This window comes from Thioclava dalianensis (assembly GCF_000715505.1).
In the GTDB taxonomy this organism is placed as follows: Bacteria; Pseudomonadota; Alphaproteobacteria; order Rhodobacterales; family Rhodobacteraceae; genus Thioclava; species Thioclava dalianensis.
The window spans coordinates 224,135-241,346 of sequence record NZ_JHEH01000002.1 but is presented as its reverse complement, the minus strand read 5'-3'; the positions used below and the strand labels follow the sequence as shown (position 1 = coordinate 241,346).

Genomic DNA, 17,212 nt, shown 5'->3' with positions numbered 1-17,212 from the left:
CTTATTGCGCGAATACTCTGACAGTGAGATCGCTCCGGGCAATATGAACTGTTGCGCGCGCTCCTTTCGGAGGCATGTGGCGGGGCAAAGCCCGTTGGGCGGTGCCTTGTGACGTCCTCTCCCGACATGCAAACCCAGCCTGATCCCTTCTATATCGTGGGGATCGGGGCGTCTGCGGGTGGGCTGGAAGCAATCAGCGAGTTGCTGGAGCCCGCGCGCGCGAATGACCCCTATGCTTTTGTCGTGGTCCAGCATCTCGACCCCAACCACGATTCGCTTCTGGCAGAGTTGCTGGATCGACAGACCGAGCTGAGCGTGCGGCAGGCCGAGGATGGCACGGTGGTTCAGGTGGGGCATGTCTACACCATTCCCCCGGGCAGCGGGTTGCGGCTGGAGCAGGGCGTGCTGCGGCTGGAGCCCTTTGAGCAGCCGCGCGGATTGCGCCGTCCGATTGATGATTTCTTCGAAAGCCTTGCGCGCGATCAGCAGAATCGTGCGATCTGCGTGATCTTGTCGGGCACCGGGTCGGACGGCTCGGTCGGTTTGCGTGCGCTCAAGGAATATGGCGGTCTGTGCATCGCGCAGGATGCCTCGGCGCGCTACGACTCGATGCCTAATTCGGCGGTGGCCACAGGGCTTGTCGATTTCGTCTGCGCCCCCGGCGAGGTCACGGACCGCATCGCGCGCTACCGCAATGTCGACCCTGCTGTGGTGAGTGCCGCAGAGGCGGTGCCGGTCTCGGGTACTTTGGCCGAGATCTGCGCCGCGCTGCGTCAGCTTACCGGTCATGATTTCGGCAATTACAAGCGCTCGACACTGGAGCGCCGGATCCAGCGCCGGATGCAGGTGGTCGAGCTGACCGACAGCTTGAAATACCTCGACAAGCTGAATTCGGACCCGCAGGAAGCCGAGGCCTTGCTGGGCGATCTGCTGATCAACGTCACGAAGTTTTTCCGCGACAAGGATCACTTCAACCAGCTGCGCGAGGAGGTGATCGCGCCTTTGGTCGCAGGTGCCACCGCCGATCGTGAAATCCGGGTCTGGGTGCCCGGCTGCTCGAGCGGCGAAGAGGCCTATACCATCGCAATGCTCTTTGATGACGAGATGATGCGCACTGGTAAGACCGTTCCGGTGCAGGTTTTCGCTTCGGATATCGACGAGCGGATGCTCGAGATCGCGCGCGCCGGGCGCTACCCGATCTCGGCGCTGCTCGACATCCCCGAGACGCTACGCGATCGCTATGCAATTGGGCGCGAAGGCAGCTTTCAGCTCAATCTCCGCCTGCGCGACATGGTGCGCTTCTCGTGCCATTCGCTGATCAAGGATCCGCCGTTTTCGCGCATGGATTTGATCTCGTGCCGCAATCTGCTGATCTATTTCGACGACAAGCTGCAATCGAAAGTGTTGCCGCTGTTTCACTACGCCCTCAACAGCGAGGGCTTTCTCTTCCTGGGTCCGTCCGAGAGCATCGGTCGGGTGGAAGAGTTGTTTGAAGCCGTGTCCAGCAAGGCGCGGCTGTTCAAAAGCACCGGCGGGCGCTCGCCCTATCCGGTGGAATTTTCTGGCTCTCCGAGCAAACCGCGCGTCTCGCCCCGACGGCCTGTCGCGCGTCTGAATTATGACGATAGTGAGTGGAAGAGTGACGTGGCGAAGAACCGCATCATAGATATTTATGCCCCCCCAACGATGCAGTTGGGTCGAGACGGGGCGATCCTTGCGACCACGGGGCGGCTCTCGCGCTATATCGAGACCGACCCGGCTGAGACCGGACAGGATTTCGCGCAAAGCGTGGCCCGCCCCGGACTGCGCGAGTCGCTCTCTGCCCTGCTGCGCAGCGCCAATCAGGACGGCAAGCGCAAGATGGCCCGCGATGTCGAGGTGATCTCGGAGACCGGTCGCCAGCGCGTAGACGTCGTGGCCGATCCCTTGCCCGACGAGACGATCCTTGTGGTGTTCCGCGACCGCGCGCCCTTCGAGGCGATCAGCGAGGAAGAATTCGACGAGATTACGCCCAGCGAAAGCCACGTGCAGGTGCTGGAGGCCGAGTTGCGCGCCACCCGCTCGCGCCTGCGCATGACGGTCGAAGAGCTGGAGACCGCGAACGAAGAGCTCAAATCCTCGAACGAGGAAATGATGTCGATGAACGAAGAGCTTCAATCGACCAATGAAGAGCTGGCCACCGTCAATGACGAGCTCAAGAGCAAGGTCGAGGAGCTGTCTCAGGTCAATTCCGATCTGCGGAACTTCTTCGATTCCGATGTCAACGCCTTGATCACCGTGGATCGCAAGCGGCGGCTGCGCAACTTCACCGAAGGCGCAAGCGAGGTTATGAGACTGCGCCAGAGTGATCGCGGGCGACCGATCAACGACCTGCAATTCAACGTCGATACGCCCGCAGAAATCGAGCGTCAGATCGAAGCGACGTTGTCGGGTGATGAGGCGCGCCCGGTTCAGATCCGCTCTGGCGATGGCGCCAAGGTCTGGTCGCTCTCGGCCACGCCCTATCGCTCGGCGGATAACAAGGTCGACGGGGTCACGCTGATCTTCACGGATGTGACCGAGGCGTTCATGCTGGAGCGCAGCCTTGCGCGTGAGGCCGAGCGCGTCCGGCTGGCCGTTGAGGTGGCGCAGATCGGGATCTGGTCGCTCGATCCGGCCTCGGGCTTGATCGAAATTGACGAGCGCACAGCCCGCTTCTTTGGTGAAGAGAGCCCAGGTATTTACTCGGCTGAAACATTGCTGGAGCGTGTGATCGAAAGCGATCGGTCACAGGTCTGGAGCGCGGTCACGACAGCTGCCGCGGGCGGTGAAGAATATGACGCCACCTTCCAAGTCTCGCTGCCCTCAGGCAAGCAGATGCATCTGCGCGGGATGGGGCGCATGGTCTCCGAGCCTGACGCGCAGCGCATGATCGGTCTCAGCGTCGACATCACCTCGGAGATCGAGAACGAGCGGATGCGTGAGCTGATGCTGCGCGAGATGAACCATCGGGTGAAGAACCTGTTCTCCATCGTGTCGGGCATGCTGCGGATCGCCTCACGCAAGGCCGAGACGCCGCGCGCGTTGGTGGAAGATGTCACCCAGCGGATCAACGCGCTGGCCCGTTCGCATGATCTGGCGCGTGCGCGACGTGACGGGGCCAAGATCGCGCTTGAGGAGCTGGTGCGCACCACGCTTTCGCCCTATCAGCTTGGCGATACGGTCGATATCGACGGGCCGCCCTGCGCCGTGGGGGCTGAAAAGCTGACCTCGCTTGCGCTGATCTTGCATGAATGGAGCACGAATGCCGCCAAATACGGGGTGCTCGGGCCGGTCGCGGGCCGCCTTCAATTGCGCTGGTCGGTCGTTGACGACAAAAAAGTGACATTTGAATGGAACGAAATCTACGATGAGACGTTAAAAGCGAGTTCCACTCCATCGACGCCCGGGTTTGGCTCGACGCTCGTTCAGATTTCTGCTGCGCAAATTGGCGCTGAGGTAACTGAGGACGTAACAGAGACGCATCGGACTTACAGGATTGCCTTTGACGCAGATGAAGACATTTGAAGCAGGCACCTGCGAGCAGACATGCCGGATATTGATTGCGGAAGATGAGGCGGTCGTCGCCTTGGATTTACAGCTTATGTTCGAGGATCTGGGCGCGCGCGTGATCGGGCCCTGTGCCACGGTGCGCGGCGCATTGGCCGAGGCCCAGCGGGAGATGCCCACGGCGGCTGTGTTGGATGTCATGCTCGCGGATGGCGAAGTCTATGAGCTCGCCGACCTTTTGTATGCAGCCGGGGTGACGATCCTGTTCCATTCCGGCCATGCCGATGCGCGCGAACTGTTGCAACGCTATCCCGAGGCGCGTCTGTGCCCCAAGCCCGCGATCCCCTCGGATCTCGAATCCAAGCTCGACGATATCGTGCGGCCTCAGCAGCCCCCCGGGGCCTGATCTAGCGCCGAACGACCGGCGGCTTAGGTGCCGCCTGCGCCCGTTTGCAAATGCTCAAGAAAGGCGTGCATCGCGCGGCTGGTGTGGTGGTCCCGGTGGCGCAGCGCGTAGAAGCTGCGCGGGGGCAGGGCGATCCCCCAATCGAAAAGCGCGCCGCTGGCGAGCGAGCGGGCGGTGACATGGGCCGAGAGGATCGAGATCCCGGCGCCTGCCTCAACCGCGCTCATTACCGCCTCATTCGAGGGCAGGATCAGCGCCTGCTTTGCCGCACGGCCCGAGACCCCCAGTTCTGCCATCGCCGCCTGCGCCGTCGAGCGGGTGCCGGATCCGGCTTCGCGCAGCACCCAAGGCTGGCGTGAGAGCGTCTCTGGGCGCAGCGGGGCTTCGGGTGCGGGACGCGCGCCCACGAGATGCATGCGGTCCGATCCGATCTCGTGGCGCACCAGATGGCTCTCGTCGATCCACCCCTCGACAAAGCCCAGATCGAAACCGCCGGCCCCGATCTGAGCGGCGGCCTCCTCCGTATTGCCGATATCGAGCGTGAGCGAGATCCCCGGGTAGCGCGCCCGAAACGCCGCGAGATGGCCCGGCAGCCAATAGCCCGCAATCGTCTGGCTCGCGATCATGCGGATATGGCCTCGCGCCAGCCCGCGCGTCTCGGCAAGTGCTGCTTCGGCTTCGGCGATGCGCGCAAGCACCGCGCGGGCCTCGGGCAGAAACGCGCGTCCCTCTTGGGTCAGCACGATGCCCCGCCCGACCCGGTCGAACAGTTTGACGTCATGGCGCCGCTCCAGTGCTGCGATGGCCGCAGAGGCGGTCGATTGCGTCATGTTCAGCGTCTGCGCAGCGCGTGTCATGTGCTCGGTTTCGGCCACGGCGAGAAAGACACGGAGTTGATCGGGGGTCATGCGAGGTCTTTCAATCGATTTTCTCGATCATAATGACAAAAACATTTCGTTTGAACAATTGGTTTCACTGGACAACATGTCGCAGGTGTTCAAGCCAGCCGCGAGGCCCGCCGTGTTGCCAAAACCCCTGAAAGCCAGACCCGCGTTCGAGCATCAGCTCTCATCGATCCGTACCTATGCGCCGGGGCTTGCCCTGAGCGCGGCGGTCGGCATCGCAGCCGTGGCGCTGGGGCGCGTGGAGGAGGCTGTGTTCGGGGCGCAATGGCTGGAGCCGTTGGTGCTGGCCATCGTGCTGGGCGCCGCTTTGCGTAGCCTGTGGGTGCCGCCCGCGCGCTGCAAGGCCGGGATCGATTTTGCCGCAAAGACCGTGCTTGAGATCGCGATCGTTATGCTCGGGGCGTCGGTCTCGGCGCAGACTCTGCTATCGGTCGGGCCGGAGATGTTGATCGGCGTGGTCGCCGTGGTGGCGCTTGTCGTGCCCGGCGCCTATCTGCTGGGCCGCGCCTTCGGCCTGCCTGCGCGCATGGCCTTGCTGATTGCCTGCGGAAACGGGATTTGCGGAAACTCCGCCATCGCCGCCGTGGCCCCCGTGATCGACGCGGATAGTGACGATGTGAGCGCGGCCATTGCCTTTACCGCTGTGCTGGGCGTGCTCGTCGTCTTGTTGCTGCCGGTCCTTGGTCATGCGATCCACATGCCCGCTCTGTCTTATGGCGTGCTCTCGGGCTTGACCGTTTACGCCGTGCCGCAGGTCTTGGCGGCGGCCGCACCGATGGGGGCGGCGGCGATCCAGATCGGCACGCTGGTCAAACTGGTGCGTGTGTTGATGCTGGGCCCGATCACGGTCGTGCTCTCAATCATGGCCGCCACGCTGCCCTCGGAGGGCCGGGCAGAGGTCGCGCCTCGGGGCATGGGGCTGCGCGCCGTGCCGCGCGCGGCGCTGATCCCGCCGCTGTTCATCTTGGGCTTTCTTACCATGATCGCGCTGCGGTCACTCGGGGCAATCCCGGACCAAGCCCTGCCAGTGCTCGATGGCGGCGCGTCCGTGTTCACGGTGATTGCGATGGCGGCACTGGGGCTTGGGGTTGATGCCCGCGCCGTCGCCGCAGCCGGTCCGCGTGTGATCGCAACGGTCACGATGTCGTTGCTGCTTCTGGTGGTGCTGTCGCTGGGACTGATCGCGCTTCTCGCTCTCTGAGGCGCGCGGGCGGGGTTCCAATCAACCTCTTTGCAGATTTGCACGCCCCCCTGTGCAGTCCTTCGTGTTGAAGAGACGCGAGGGCCGCGTTATCTCGTTCGCATGCGAAATGTTAGCTAGCTAACTTGTTGGGGCCGAGATGACAGAGACATACAAAGATCCAGTGGCGGCACATGATACCGATCCGCGCCTGACCGCGTCGCGCGCGATGGTACGGTTGGTGCGTCGGATGCGCTCAGTCTTTGATGATCAGGCGCATGATATGGGCCTGACCTATGCCCGTGCGCAGACGATCCTCGAGGTCTCGCGCCGCGAGGGGTTGAACCAGACCGCTCTGGCCGAGTGCCTTGATATCGAGACGCCGACGCTCAACCGCACGCTGGACGGGCTGGAGAAGCTTGGCTTTCTCGAGCGCCGCCCCGATCCTGATGACAAACGTGTGCGCCAGATCTACCTGACCGCGCATGCCCGCGCCAATGCCGATCAGATCGAGAGATTTCTGCAGGATCTGCGGGCTCAGGTCTACAAGGGCGTCTCTGTGCAGGAGATGGCGCAGCTACAGCGCACGCTCGACAAGATGGCGGCCAACATGGCGGAGATGCGTCTGCTATGAACCAGCGCGCTGACATAAACGCGGCGCTTTCCGTGAAGCCCGGGGCAGGGGCCGCAGAGGCACCTGAGCCCCGCGCTGAGTTGCAGCCCCAGGAAGCCCCAGCCCCGTCTCAGGCCCCGGCCGAGACCCCCGCGCCGCTGGGTAAGATCCTGATTTACGTGCTCGCCTCGTCGATCATTGCGCTGTCGCAATCGCTTTCGATGGGGTTCGTGTCGGCCAATGTGCCGCAGCTTGCGGGTGATCTGCACGCCACGACCATTCAGGCGACATGGGTGATGGCGGCATTCCTTGCGCCGCGCGCCTCGATGTCGCTGATGCTGATCAAGATCCGCACCCAGTTCGGCCTGCGTCGTTTCGCAGAAATCGGCATCCTGTGCTTTTTCGGCGCGTCTTTTCTGAACTTCTGGGTGGACGACCTGCATTCGGCCATCATCGTCGCGCTGATCAGCGGGATCGCGGCCGCCCCGCTCTCGAGCCTTGCGATCCTCTACATGCTCGAGCACCTCCCGGCGAAATACAAACTTTCGGTGGGGCTCTCGGTGGCGCTCACGATGATCATGGCGGGACGTCCGCTTGCACGCATGCTGCTTCCCTTCCTCTCGGCCCCAAATGGCTGGGTTGGCGTGACCGAATTCGAGATCGGCATGGCGATGATCGCGTTGGCTTTCGTCTATCTGCTGCCGCTCACGCCCAAGCCGCTGGAGAAGGTGATCGCGCCGCTCGATTTTCTCAGCTTCGGGTTGATCGCGACGGGGTTCGGCGGGCTGGTCGTGGCCTCGATGTTCGGCGCTTATGACTACTGGACGCAGACGCGCTGGATCGGTGTGCTGCTGGCCTATGTGGTGCTGTCGCTGGTCGCGGCAGCCGCCATCGAGCTGAACCGCAAGGAGCCGTTGGTGGATCTCAACTGGGTCTTCAGCCCGACGATCTTTCACCTCGCCTGCACGCTGTTGCTGTTTCGCATCCTGCTGTCCGAGCAGAGCGCGGGCGTGGTGGGCATGTTTCGCACCTTTGGTCTCGTGCCCGACCAGCAGATCGGGCTGTGGGGGATCGTGACGCTTGCGACGGCGGTGGCGGGCGGGATCTGCGCGCTGTTCACCAAGGCCGAGCGGGCGCCTCTGTTTCATGCCATCTCGCTTGTGCTGATTGCAGCGGGCGCATTTCTGGATTCGCACTCCACCGTCCTGACACGGCCCGAGCAGATGTATTTCAGCCAAGCGCTGATCGGTCTTGCGAGCATTCTCTTCCTGCCGCCTGCCATGGCCAAAGGGCTGGCCTCGGCGCTGGCCAAGGGGCCCAATTACCTGCTGAGCTTCGTGATCGTGTTTCTTGCCACGCAAAGCCTTGGCGGCGTGGTGGGCTCTGGGCTGTACCGAACTTTCGTGATCGAGCGCACCGCCTATCACGCAGCGCAGCTCTCGCCGCAGATCTCCACGGCCAATCCGCAGCTTGCGGGGCAGGTGCAGGCGCTGGCGGCGCAATATGCGCCGACGATCTCGGATGGGGCGATGCGCAAAGCGGGCGCGATGCAGCAGATCGGCGCGTCCCTGTCACAGCAAAGCAGTGTGCTGGCCTATAACGACTCCTTTCTTCTTGTGTGCTGGCTTGCCCTCGCGGCGCTGGCTGGCCTGATCCTTCATGTCTGTATGGACGCTTGGTTTGCGCGCCACCCAGCGCGCGGCGCTGCGCCGTCTTTAGCGTAACGAGGTCTCTCATGTCTTTGAGTAAACGTCATATCAATACCGGCATCGTCGTGCTGATGGGGGTCTTGGGGCTGTTGGTCGTGCTCTATGCATGGCGTCTGCCGCCTTTCACCAGCCAAGTGGCGTGGACCGACAATGCCTATCTGCATGGCCGCGTGACCACGCTGTCGTCGCAAGTCTCGTCGCTGGTGACCGAAGTCCCGGTCAAGGATTTCGACACGGTCAGCAAGGGCGAAGTCTTGGTGAAGCTCGATGACCGCTCGCTCGTTGCAGCCCTTGCGCAGGCCAAGGCCCAGCTGGAAGCGGCCCGTGCGGCACAGGCCAATGGCGAGCAGGCCGTGGCCTCGGCCAAAGCAACGCTCGATGCGCGCAATGCGGCGCTGGCGTCGGCGCAGGCGAGCGCGCGAACCGCGCAAACCACGATGGATCGCGCGACCAAGCTGAATGCCAAGAATTACATGTCGCAATCCGACACCGATCAGGCCCAGCTTGCGCTCGATCAGGCCAATGCCAATCTGCGCGAGGCCAAAAGCGCCATCGAGGTTGCGACGCAGGCGGTCAAGACAGCCGAGTTGAACCGCCATTCGCTTGACGCAAATGTCGATGCAGCTCAGGCGGCGCTCGATTCCGCGAAGGTGCAGCTTGATCATGCCGTGATCCGCGCCCCGGAGGCTGGTACTCTGGGGCAAGTCGGCGTCCGGGTCGGGCAATTCGTGTCGGCGGGGTCGTCCTTGATGGGGTTGGTCCCCCACGATCTGTGGCTGATCGCGAATTACAAAGAGACCGAGCTGAAAGGGATGACGGTCGGCGATGCGGTACAGTTCAGCGTTGATGCTCTGGGCGGCGAGACCTTCACCGGGCGCATCGAGCGGTTCTCGCCCGCGACGGCTGCGCAGTTCTCGCTGCTGTCCAGCTCCAACGCGACGGGCAACTTCACCAAAGTGGCGCAGCGCGTGCCGGTGCGGATCTCGATTGATCCGGGTCAGCCCGATCTGGACAAACTTGTCCCCGGTCTGTCCGTCGAGGTGCGGGTGAACAAGGCCCGCGTCGTGCCTGTGAGCACAGACGCGGGCCCGTCCAAGTCCAAGGGGGCAAGTGCGGGGGGCGCTTAGGCCTCCGCGGCCTTCCACAAGCCGTCGGCCTTCACCTGCGCATAGGTTTCATCGAGCGCCTTGCGGGCGCGCTCGATCAGCAAGTCGATCTCAGGCTTGGTGATCACCAGCGGCGGCGAGATGATCATCCGGTCGCCGACATGGCGCATCACCAGATGGTTGGCAAAGCAGCGCTCGCGAGCCATCAGCCCGACCGTGCCCGCTTTGGCGGCAAATTTCGCGCGGCTGGCCTTGTCAGGTGTCAGCGCGATTGAGGCCATCATACCCACGATCTTGGCCTCGCCCACCATCGGGTGATCGGTCAGCGCCTCCCATTTCTCCTTGAGATAGGGGCCAGTTTCGGCCTGCACCGTCTCGATGATCTTTTCGTCTTGCAAGATGCGCAGGTTTTCGAGCGCGACCGCCGCCGCAACCGGATGGGCGGAATAGGTGTAGCCATGGGCGAATTCGTCGCCCGCATTGATCACCTGCGCCACCTTGTCCGATACCAGACTGCCGCCGATCGGCAGATAGCCTGAGGACAGGCCCTTGGCGATCGTCATGATGTCGGGATGCAGGTCATAGGTCTGGCAGCCGAACCAGTTGCCCGTGCGCCCGAAGCCGCAGATCACCTCATCGGCGATGAACAGGATGTCGTATTTCGCCAAGATGCGCTTGATCTCGGGCCAGTAGCTGTCGGGGGGCACGATCACGCCGCCTGCACCCTGAACGGGCTCTGCGATGAAGGCCGCGACCTTGTCTTCGCCGACCTCAAGGATCATCTCTTCCAGCTCGCGTGCGCGGGCGATGCCGAATTCTTCGGGGCTCATATCGCCGCCCTCGGCCCACCAGTCGGGCTGGTTGATATGCACGATGCCCGGGATCGGCAGGCCGCCTTGCTTATGCATGCCCTTCATCCCGCCGAGGCTTGCCGCCCCCATCGTCGAGCCGTGATAGCCATTCCAGCGCGAGATCACGACCTGCTTTTCGGGCTTGCCCTGATGGGCCCAGTAGACGCGCGCCATGCGCAGGTTGGTGTCGTTGCTGTCCGAACCCGAACCGTTGAAGAACACGTGATTCAGATCGCCCGGGGCGATCTCGGCCAGTTTCGCGGCAAGGTGGATCGCGGGCGGATGGCTCGTCTGGAAAAAGGTGTTGTAGAACGGAAGCTGGCGCATCTGGCGGGCGGCGGCATCGGCCATCTCTTGGCGTCCATAGCCGATATTGACGCACCACAGACCGGCCATGCCGTCGAGGATCTCGATCCCGTCGCTATCGGTCAGATAGCAGCCCTGCGCCGCAGTGATGATGCGCGCGCCTTTGGCATTAAGCGCGTCCCCTTCGGTGAAAGGGTGCATGTGATGGGCGGCATCGAGAGCTTGCAACTCGGCGGTGGGCAGGTGGTTTTCCGACATGGGGCGCATCCTGTTGAGACTGTGAAGGAGAGCGGGGCGCGACTCGCGTCGTGCGCCCGGATTGTAGCTAGATAATATGATCAAATTTGTAAGGTCAAGAAACCTTGCGCGTGACCTCGCCGTCCTGCGCCCGTGTTTCGAGCAGTGCGGCGCGGATATTGTCCATGCCCTGCCGGATATCTTGCCCGATGGCGCGGGCCACGGCTTCGCCGTCACCCGCACGCAGCGCGGCGATCGTCTCTTGGTGTTTGTCGGGCAGATGTTGGGTGCCCTTGCGGCCGCAAATCACCCGCAGGGAAGGCGATGAACGCAGCCAGAAACTGTTCACCGCAGGCAGCAGTATGTCCGAATGTGCGGCATCATAGAGCGTCATGTGAAAGCGGTGATTGGTTTGCAGGTAGCTCTTCACGTCGCCCAGCTCGATGGCCAGATCCACCTGCGCATCGATCTGCGCAAGCTCGTCAATCAACTCAGATGTCATGTTTTTCAAAGCGCGACGGGCAAGTTCCGGCTCAAGCGCGACCCGCGCGAATGTCAGCTCGTCGATCTGGGGAAGAGTGAGCACCGGCACCGAGACCCGCCGATTGCCCTGGAAATGCAGTGCCCTCTCTGAGGTCAGGCGCCTGATCGCCTCGCGCACGGGCGTCGTCGAGCCGCCCAAAAGCTCGCATAATCCTTGGATCGTCACCGCCTGACCGGGGGCCAGGTCGCCGCTTAGAATCATGTTGCGCAAAGCGGTGTAGATGCTCAAATGTGCGGGCTGTTTGTCCAAAGAGATGCGTGCCACTTGAGATCCTTGTCGTTTTTGAGGCGCCCAAAAATGCGCCGATGCCTGAAAAAAACACAAATGTGGTCGGTGGTTCGGGACATTCTGCAGAAAGGCGCTTGATTTGATCAAATAATGCCGCAAGGCTTGTCTGTAAAGAACAACCAACGGGGAAACTAGATGTTCAAGACACTCATTCCAGCGACACTAATCGCGATCAGTGGCACTATGGCAGCCGCCGAAGAGGTGCATGTCTACAACTGGTCGGACTACATCGATCCTGCGCTTTTGCAGAAGTTCGAAGATCAGACGGGGATCAAGCTCGTCTATGACGTGTTCGACTCGAACGAAGTGCTGGAGACCAAGCTTCTGTCGGGCAGTTCGGGCTATGATGTGGTCGTGCCGACCGGCTCGTTCCTTGAGCGCCAGATCCAGGCGGGCGTGTTCCAGAAGCTCGATTACTCCAAGATGCCCAATTCGAAATATCTTTGGGACAAGATCAAAGAGCGCACCGCGCAATACGATCCGGGCAACCAATATGCCGTCAACTACATGTGGGGCACCACCGGCATCGGGATCAACGATGAAAAGGTGAAGGAAGTCTTGGGGGCGGATGCGCCGGTCGACAGCCTCTCGCTGGTCTTCGATCCGAAATACATGAAAAAGCTGCAAAGCTGCGGCGTGATGATGCTCGATGCGCCGACAGAGATGATCCCGGCTGCGCTGCGCTATCTGGGCGAGGATCCGAACTCGAAGGATCCCAAGGTGATCGAGAAGGCCGAGCCCGTGCTCGAAGCGATCCGCCCCTATGTGCGGAAATTCAACAGCTCAGAATATATCAACTCGCTGGCCAATGGCGATATCTGCGTGGCCTTCGGCTGGTCGGGCGACATTCTGCAGGCGCGCGACCGTGCCGCCGAGGCTAAGAACGGCGTGACGATCTCCTATCACATCCCCAAGGAAGGGGCGCTGATGTGGTTTGACATGATGGCGATCCCGGCGGACGCTCCGAACCCCTCGGGCGCGGAGAAATTCATCAACTTCATGATGGACCCCGAAAATATCGCCGCTGCGTCGAACTATGTGAACTATGCCAATGGCAACAAGGAATCGCAGAAATATCTCGACAAATCGGTCATTGATGATCCGGCGATCTACCCGCCTGCCGCGACGATGGACAACCTCTACACCGTGACCGCCTATCCGCCGAAGGTGAAGCGCATCGTCACCCGGCTCTGGACCAAAGTGAAGTCCGGGACCTGATCACCTCCAGACATGCAACCGCGCCGGGTCAGCCCGGCGCGGTACTCGTTTATACTCCAGACAAATCGAGGTCCCCATGGCGCAGGCAAAGCCGAAAATCGTTTTTGACCCTTGGAACGATCCTAAGGCGAAACCGCTGATCGAATGTCGCGGCATCACCAAGCGCTTCGGCGATTTTACGGCCATCGACAATATCGATCTCAATATCTACGAACGCGAGTTCTTCGCGCTTCTCGGGCCGTCGGGCTGCGGCAAGACCACCTTGATGCGCATGCTTGCGGGCTTTGAGGCGCCCTCCGAGGGCGCGATCACCATAGACGGCCAGAATGTCGCCGATGTGCCGCCCAACAAGCGCGCCGTGAACATGATGTTTCAAAGCTACGCGCTGTTTCCGCATCTGTCGGTTTGGGAAAATATCGCCTTCGGACTCAAGCGCGAGCGGGCCTCGAAAGAGCGCATCGAGGAGCGGGTCTCCGAGATGTTGCGCCTGACCCGGCTGGAGAAATTCGCGCGCCGCAAGCCGCACCAGATTTCCGGCGGCCAGCGCCAGCGTGTAGCGCTCGCCCGGTCACTGGCCAAGGCACCCAAGCTGTTGTTGCTCGACGAGCCGCTGGGCGCGCTCGACAAGAAGCTGCGCCAAGATACGCAGTTCGAACTGATGGATATTCAGGAGCGCACCGGCACCACCTTCGTCATCGTGACCCACGATCAGGAAGAGGCGATGACCGTCGCAAGCCGGGTGGCTGTGATGAACAATGGCGTCATCATGCAGGTCGCGACGCCCGCCGATATCTACGAGCAGCCCAACTCCGTCTATGTCGCCGATTTCATCGGGGACGTGAATATTCTTGAGGGCAATGCCAGCCCGGGTCCCGACGGTCCCGAGAACGCGGTGCAGATCCATTATGCCGAGGGCGAGCCGCCGGTGCGCGCGGTCGCAAACGCACCGATCGCGCAGGGCAGCCGGGTCTCTTATGCGATCCGGCCCGAAAAGATCAGCGTTGGGTTCGAGCCCGATCCGGATCGCGCCAATCACGCGCAGGGTCGGGTGATCGATATCGCCTATCTCGGAAATGTCTCGACCTACCGGGTCGAACTGCCCGGCGGCAAGGTGATCTCGGCGACGATGACCAACGCGCGCCGGCTAGAGCGTCGCGCATTCACCTGGGAGGATGAGGTCTGGCTGAGCTGGACCCAGACTGCCGGCATCGTGCTGGAAAGCTGAGGTATCGTTATGAACCTGCGCCGTTTCATCCTGATCGCCGTGCCCTATCTGTGGCTGGTGGCTCTGTTCCTCGTGCCGTTCCTGATCGTTGTAAAGATCTCTTTCTCGAGCGCCGCGATCTCAATGCCACCTTACACGCCCACCTTCAGCCTCACGCAGGGCTGGGCTGGGATCGAGAATTTCTTCTCACAGCTCAGCGTCGACAATTTCGTCTTCCTCACGCAGGACGATCTTTACTGGAAGGCCTATCTGTCGAGCCTTCAGATTGCCGCGATCTCGACCGTGCTGACGCTGATTGTCGCCTATCCGATGGCCTATGGCATGGCGCGCGCGCCCGATGAATGGCGTCCGACCCTGCTGATGCTGGTGATCTTGCCGTTCTGGACCTCGTTCCTGATCCGGGTTTATTCGTGGATGGGGATCATCTCGGATCAGGGGCTGCTTAACCAGTTCCTGATGTGGCTTGGGATCATCGCCGAGCCGCTGCATATCATGAACACCTCCAAGGCGGTCTATCTGGGCATCGTCTATACTTATCTGCCCTTCATGATCCTGCCGATCTATGCGGCCCTTGAGAAGATGGACGACTCGCTGGGTGAGGCCGCCGTCGATCTGGGCGCCTCGCGGTTGTCTTCGTTCTGGCTGGTGACCGTGCCGATGTCGCGCCCCGGCGTGATCGCGGGGTGCTTTCTCGTCTTCATTCCGGCCATCGGGGAATATGTGATCCCGCAGCTCTTGGGCGGATCGAACACGCTGATGATCGGCAAGGTGCTCTGGACAGAGTTCTTCTCGAATGCCGACTGGCCGCTGGCCTCCTCGGTCGCGGTGGTGTTGCTGCTGATCCTGATCATCCCGATCATGCTGTTCCAGCGTAACCAGCAGAAAAATGAGGAGGCGGGCCGATGAACAAACGTCTGAGCTGGTTCAATGTCACCTCCCTGACGCTGGGATTTGCTTTCCTCTATCTGCCGATGCTGATCCTGATCATCTACAGCTTCAACGCCTCGAAGCTGGTGACGGTCTGGGCCGGATTCTCGACGCGCTGGTATGTCGAGTTGTTTCACGACCAACCCTTCCTCGATGCGGCATGGGTTACGCTGAAAGTCGCGGTCAGTTCCTCGACGCTGGCCACGATCCTGGGGACGATGGCGGCAATCGTGATGGTGCGGATGGGGCGCTTTCGCGGGCGCACCCTGTTTTCGGGTATGATCTATGCACCGCTGGTGATGCCTGACGTGATCACCGGCCTGTCGCTGCTGCTGCTGTTCATTGCCATCGGGCTGGATCGCGGGGTCTTCACCATCATGCTGGCGCATACGACCTTCTCGATGTGCTATGTCTCGGTGGTGGTTTCGTCGCGGCTGATGACCTTTGATCATTCTCTCGAAGAGGCGGCACTGGATCTGGGAGCCTCGCCCTTCGAGAGCTTCCGGCTTGTGACCCTGCCGATTATCCTGCCTGCGGTTGTGTCGGGCTGGCTTTTGGCCTTCACGCTTTCGCTCGATGATCTGGTGATCGCAAGCTTCACGACCGGCCCATCGGCCACCACCTTGCCGATGAAGATCTTCTCGGCGGTGCGGCTTGGGGTCAGCCCCGAGATCAACGCGCTCTCGACGCTGATGATCTCAGTCGTGGCGATCGGGGTGATTTCGGCCTCGCTGATCTCGAAACGCGCGATCATCCGGCAGCGCCGCGAAGAGCAAGAAGGGGGGCGCGCGTGAGCCCCTCCGAATTGCGCGGCCACATCTTCGAGCCAGGCGCCTATGAGGCGGGCTCTCTGGCAGGGTGCTATTGGGCGCAGACCGCGCCCGATTGCCCGGATGACGGGCCCGTCAGCGGCGCGGCGAAGGTCGAGTTTGCGGTGATCGGCGCGGGGTTCACCGGCCTCTCCGCCGCTTTGCGGCTGGCGCAGGGCGGGGCGGATGTGGCGGTGCTCGACATGCACCGTCCCGGCTGGGGGGCCTCTGGTCGCAATGGCGGGTTTTGTTGCGTGGGCGGCGCATCGGCCACGAGTGGGCAGATCCGCGCGCGCTACGGCGCGACCGAGGCCGAGCGCTTCCACGCCACCGAACGGGCCGCCATCAATCATGTAAGCACGCAGATCGAACGCCTTGGGCTGGAGGTCGACCGCCATTCGCGCGGTGAGCTGCAACTGGCCCATTCGCCCAAGGCCTTTGCCGAGATGACGCGCGATGCCCCAGATCTGGCCAAGCGCCATGGCGTTGAGGCCTCCCTGATCGCGCCGGCTGAGTTGGCCGAGCGCGGGCTGGGCGCGGCTGGCATGCATGGAGCGCTGCATCTCGATCTGGGCTTCGCGCTCAACCCGCGCAAATTAGCGCTTGGGCTGGCGGGGGCGGTGCGCGCTGCGGGCGGACGGATCCATGGCGACAGCGCCGTGCTTGAGATCACGCAGGCCGATGGGTATCACGTTCTGCGCACCACGCAGGGCGAGATCCGCGCGAAACATCTGGTGATCGCGACCAATGGCTATTCCTCCGATAATGTGCCGGGCTGGCTTCGCTGGCGCTATCTGCCGCTGCAATCCTCGGTCCTCGTCACCCGCCCGCTCAGCGACGCCGAGATCGCCGCGCAGGGCTGGTCGAGCGATCTGATGGCCTACGATTCCCGCCATCTGCTACATTACTTCCGCCTGATGCCAGATCGCCGGATGCTGTTTGGCATGCGCGGCGCGACGCGGTGGACGCCGAATGCGCTGGAGACGCATCGCCGCGAGACGCGGGCCCATTTCGACGCGATGTTTCCGGCATGGCGCGATGTCGAGGCGCCGCATTTCTGGTCGGGCCTGCTGTGCTTTTCGCGCGAGATGGTGCCCTTCGTGGGCGAGATGGGCGCGGGCAGCGGCGTGCATGGCGCGTTTGCCTATCACGGTAACGGGGTCGCGATGGCCAATTGGTGCGGCGATCAGCTTGCGCGTCGGCTGCTGGGCCAAGCAAGCGATTTGCCGCAATTCTTCAGCCGCACGCCCAAGCGCTTTGAGATGGGGCCATGGCGGCGCGCGGCACTGCCGTTGGCGCTTGTGAGATACCGCGTGCTGGATCGCCTGTAGGGGGCCGGGCGGCGCTTTGGGGCCGCCCG

General features: G+C 62.3%; 14 protein-coding genes. 11 read left to right on the top strand and 3 right to left on the bottom strand.

Translation table 11 applies throughout. The features are described from left to right. Positions 1 to 108: 108 nt before the first annotated feature. Both DL1_RS02825 and DL1_RS02820 read left to right on the top strand, forming a co-directional pair. Entirely contained in the window at positions 109 to 3,546 is a 3,438-nt protein-coding gene (locus DL1_RS02825; protein WP_211250616.1) for a CheR family methyltransferase, read from the top strand. Then, positions 3,533 to 3,934 (top strand): response regulator, encoded by a 402-nt coding sequence (locus tag DL1_RS02820; protein ID WP_051693269.1) that lies wholly within the window; start codon positions 3,533 to 3,535, stop codon positions 3,932 to 3,934. Before DL1_RS02825 ends, DL1_RS02820 begins: the two co-directional genes overlap by 14 nt. 23 nt (positions 3,935 to 3,957) lie before the next feature. Here DL1_RS02820 and DL1_RS02815 read toward each other — a convergent pair whose 3' ends face one another. Continuing rightward, positions 3,958 to 4,842, bottom strand: coding sequence for a LysR family transcriptional regulator (locus DL1_RS02815; RefSeq protein WP_038062082.1), 885 nt, complete (start codon positions 4,840 to 4,842; stop codon positions 3,958 to 3,960). A gap of 112 nt (positions 4,843 to 4,954) precedes the next feature. Between DL1_RS02815 and DL1_RS02810 the strand changes: the two genes are divergently transcribed. The 4 genes from DL1_RS02810 to DL1_RS02795 all read left to right on the top strand — a co-directional run bounded on the left by DL1_RS02810 (position 4,955) and on the right by DL1_RS02795 (position 9,468). Then, positions 4,955 to 6,040, top strand: coding sequence for a YeiH family protein (locus DL1_RS02810; protein ID WP_211250615.1), 1,086 nt, complete (start codon positions 4,955 to 4,957; stop codon positions 6,038 to 6,040). 139 nt (positions 6,041 to 6,179) lie between these two features. Further along, the gene (locus DL1_RS02805; RefSeq protein ID WP_051693268.1) at positions 6,180 to 6,653 is read left to right on the top strand and encodes a MarR family winged helix-turn-helix transcriptional regulator; all 474 of its coding nucleotides are present in this window, start codon (positions 6,180 to 6,182) and stop codon (positions 6,651 to 6,653) included. Then, positions 6,650 to 8,356: an efflux MFS transporter permease gene (locus DL1_RS02800; RefSeq protein ID WP_248642579.1), complete on the top strand. Its 1,707-nt coding sequence runs from the start codon at positions 6,650 to 6,652 to the stop codon at positions 8,354 to 8,356. The genes DL1_RS02805 and DL1_RS02800 overlap by 4 nt, the downstream gene beginning before the upstream one ends. Before the next feature lie 11 nt (positions 8,357 to 8,367). Next, positions 8,368 to 9,468, top strand: coding sequence for an HlyD family secretion protein (locus tag DL1_RS02795; RefSeq protein ID WP_074854716.1), 1,101 nt, complete (start codon positions 8,368 to 8,370; stop codon positions 9,466 to 9,468). On the opposite strand, the gene DL1_RS02790 is transcribed toward DL1_RS02795, so the two are convergent. Then, positions 9,465 to 10,862: an aspartate aminotransferase family protein gene (locus DL1_RS02790; protein WP_038062079.1), complete on the bottom strand. Its 1,398-nt coding sequence runs from the start codon at positions 10,860 to 10,862 to the stop codon at positions 9,465 to 9,467. The two genes, DL1_RS02795 and DL1_RS02790, sit on opposite strands and share 4 nt — an antisense overlap. 94 nt (positions 10,863 to 10,956) lie before the next feature. After that, entirely contained in the window at positions 10,957 to 11,796 is an 840-nt protein-coding gene (locus DL1_RS02785; RefSeq protein ID WP_245739550.1) for a GntR family transcriptional regulator, read from the bottom strand. Positions 11,797 to 11,808: 12 nt separating this feature from the next. Between DL1_RS02785 and DL1_RS02780 the strand changes: the two genes are divergently transcribed. From DL1_RS02780 to DL1_RS02760, 5 genes are all read left to right on the top strand, one after another. Next, positions 11,809 to 12,891 (top strand): polyamine ABC transporter substrate-binding protein, encoded by a 1,083-nt coding sequence (locus DL1_RS02780; protein WP_038062074.1) that lies wholly within the window; start codon positions 11,809 to 11,811, stop codon positions 12,889 to 12,891. Positions 12,892 to 12,967: 76 nt separating this feature from the next. Beyond that, complete coding sequence (locus tag DL1_RS02775) at positions 12,968 to 14,116, top strand: ABC transporter ATP-binding protein (protein ID WP_038062072.1); 1,149 nt, start codon at positions 12,968 to 12,970, stop codon at positions 14,114 to 14,116. 15 nt (positions 14,117 to 14,131) lie between these two features. After that, a complete protein-coding gene (locus DL1_RS02770) occupies positions 14,132 to 15,022 on the top strand; it encodes an ABC transporter permease subunit (protein WP_038062260.1) in 891 nt (296 codons plus the stop codon). Next, positions 15,019 to 15,837, top strand: coding sequence for an ABC transporter permease subunit (locus tag DL1_RS02765; protein WP_038062069.1), 819 nt, complete (start codon positions 15,019 to 15,021; stop codon positions 15,835 to 15,837). The genes DL1_RS02770 and DL1_RS02765 overlap by 4 nt, the downstream gene beginning before the upstream one ends. After that, positions 15,834 to 17,183 carry an NAD(P)/FAD-dependent oxidoreductase gene (locus DL1_RS02760; RefSeq protein ID WP_051693267.1) on the top strand — a complete coding sequence of 450 codons (1,350 nt, stop codon included), beginning with the start codon at positions 15,834 to 15,836 and terminating at the stop codon, positions 17,181 to 17,183. Before DL1_RS02765 ends, DL1_RS02760 begins: the two co-directional genes overlap by 4 nt. Positions 17,184 to 17,212 lie beyond the last annotated feature (29 nt).

Excerpts from the sequence above, each read along its gene's own strand:
- DL1_RS02805 (WP_051693268.1), top strand. The coding sequence starts at position 6,180 with ATGACAGAGACATACAAAGATCCAGTGGCGGCACATGATACCGATCCG.
- DL1_RS02780 (WP_038062074.1), top strand. The coding sequence starts at position 11,809 with ATGTTCAAGACACTCATTCCAGCGACACTAATCGCGATCAGTGGCACT.
- DL1_RS02765 (WP_038062069.1), top strand. The coding sequence starts at position 15,019 with ATGAACAAACGTCTGAGCTGGTTCAATGTCACCTCCCTGACGCTGGGA.
- DL1_RS02820 (WP_051693269.1), top strand. The coding sequence starts at position 3,533 with ATGAAGACATTTGAAGCAGGCACCTGCGAGCAGACATGCCGGATATTG.
- DL1_RS02775 (WP_038062072.1), top strand. The coding sequence starts at position 12,968 with ATGGCGCAGGCAAAGCCGAAAATCGTTTTTGACCCTTGGAACGATCCT.
- DL1_RS02795 (WP_074854716.1), top strand. The coding sequence starts at position 8,368 with ATGTCTTTGAGTAAACGTCATATCAATACCGGCATCGTCGTGCTGATG.
- DL1_RS02790 (WP_038062079.1), bottom strand. The coding sequence starts at position 10,862 with ATGTCGGAAAACCACCTGCCCACCGCCGAGTTGCAAGCTCTCGATGCC.
- DL1_RS02815 (WP_038062082.1), bottom strand. The coding sequence starts at position 4,842 with ATGACCCCCGATCAACTCCGTGTCTTTCTCGCCGTGGCCGAAACCGAG.
- DL1_RS02800 (WP_248642579.1), top strand. The coding sequence starts at position 6,650 with ATGAACCAGCGCGCTGACATAAACGCGGCGCTTTCCGTGAAGCCCGGG.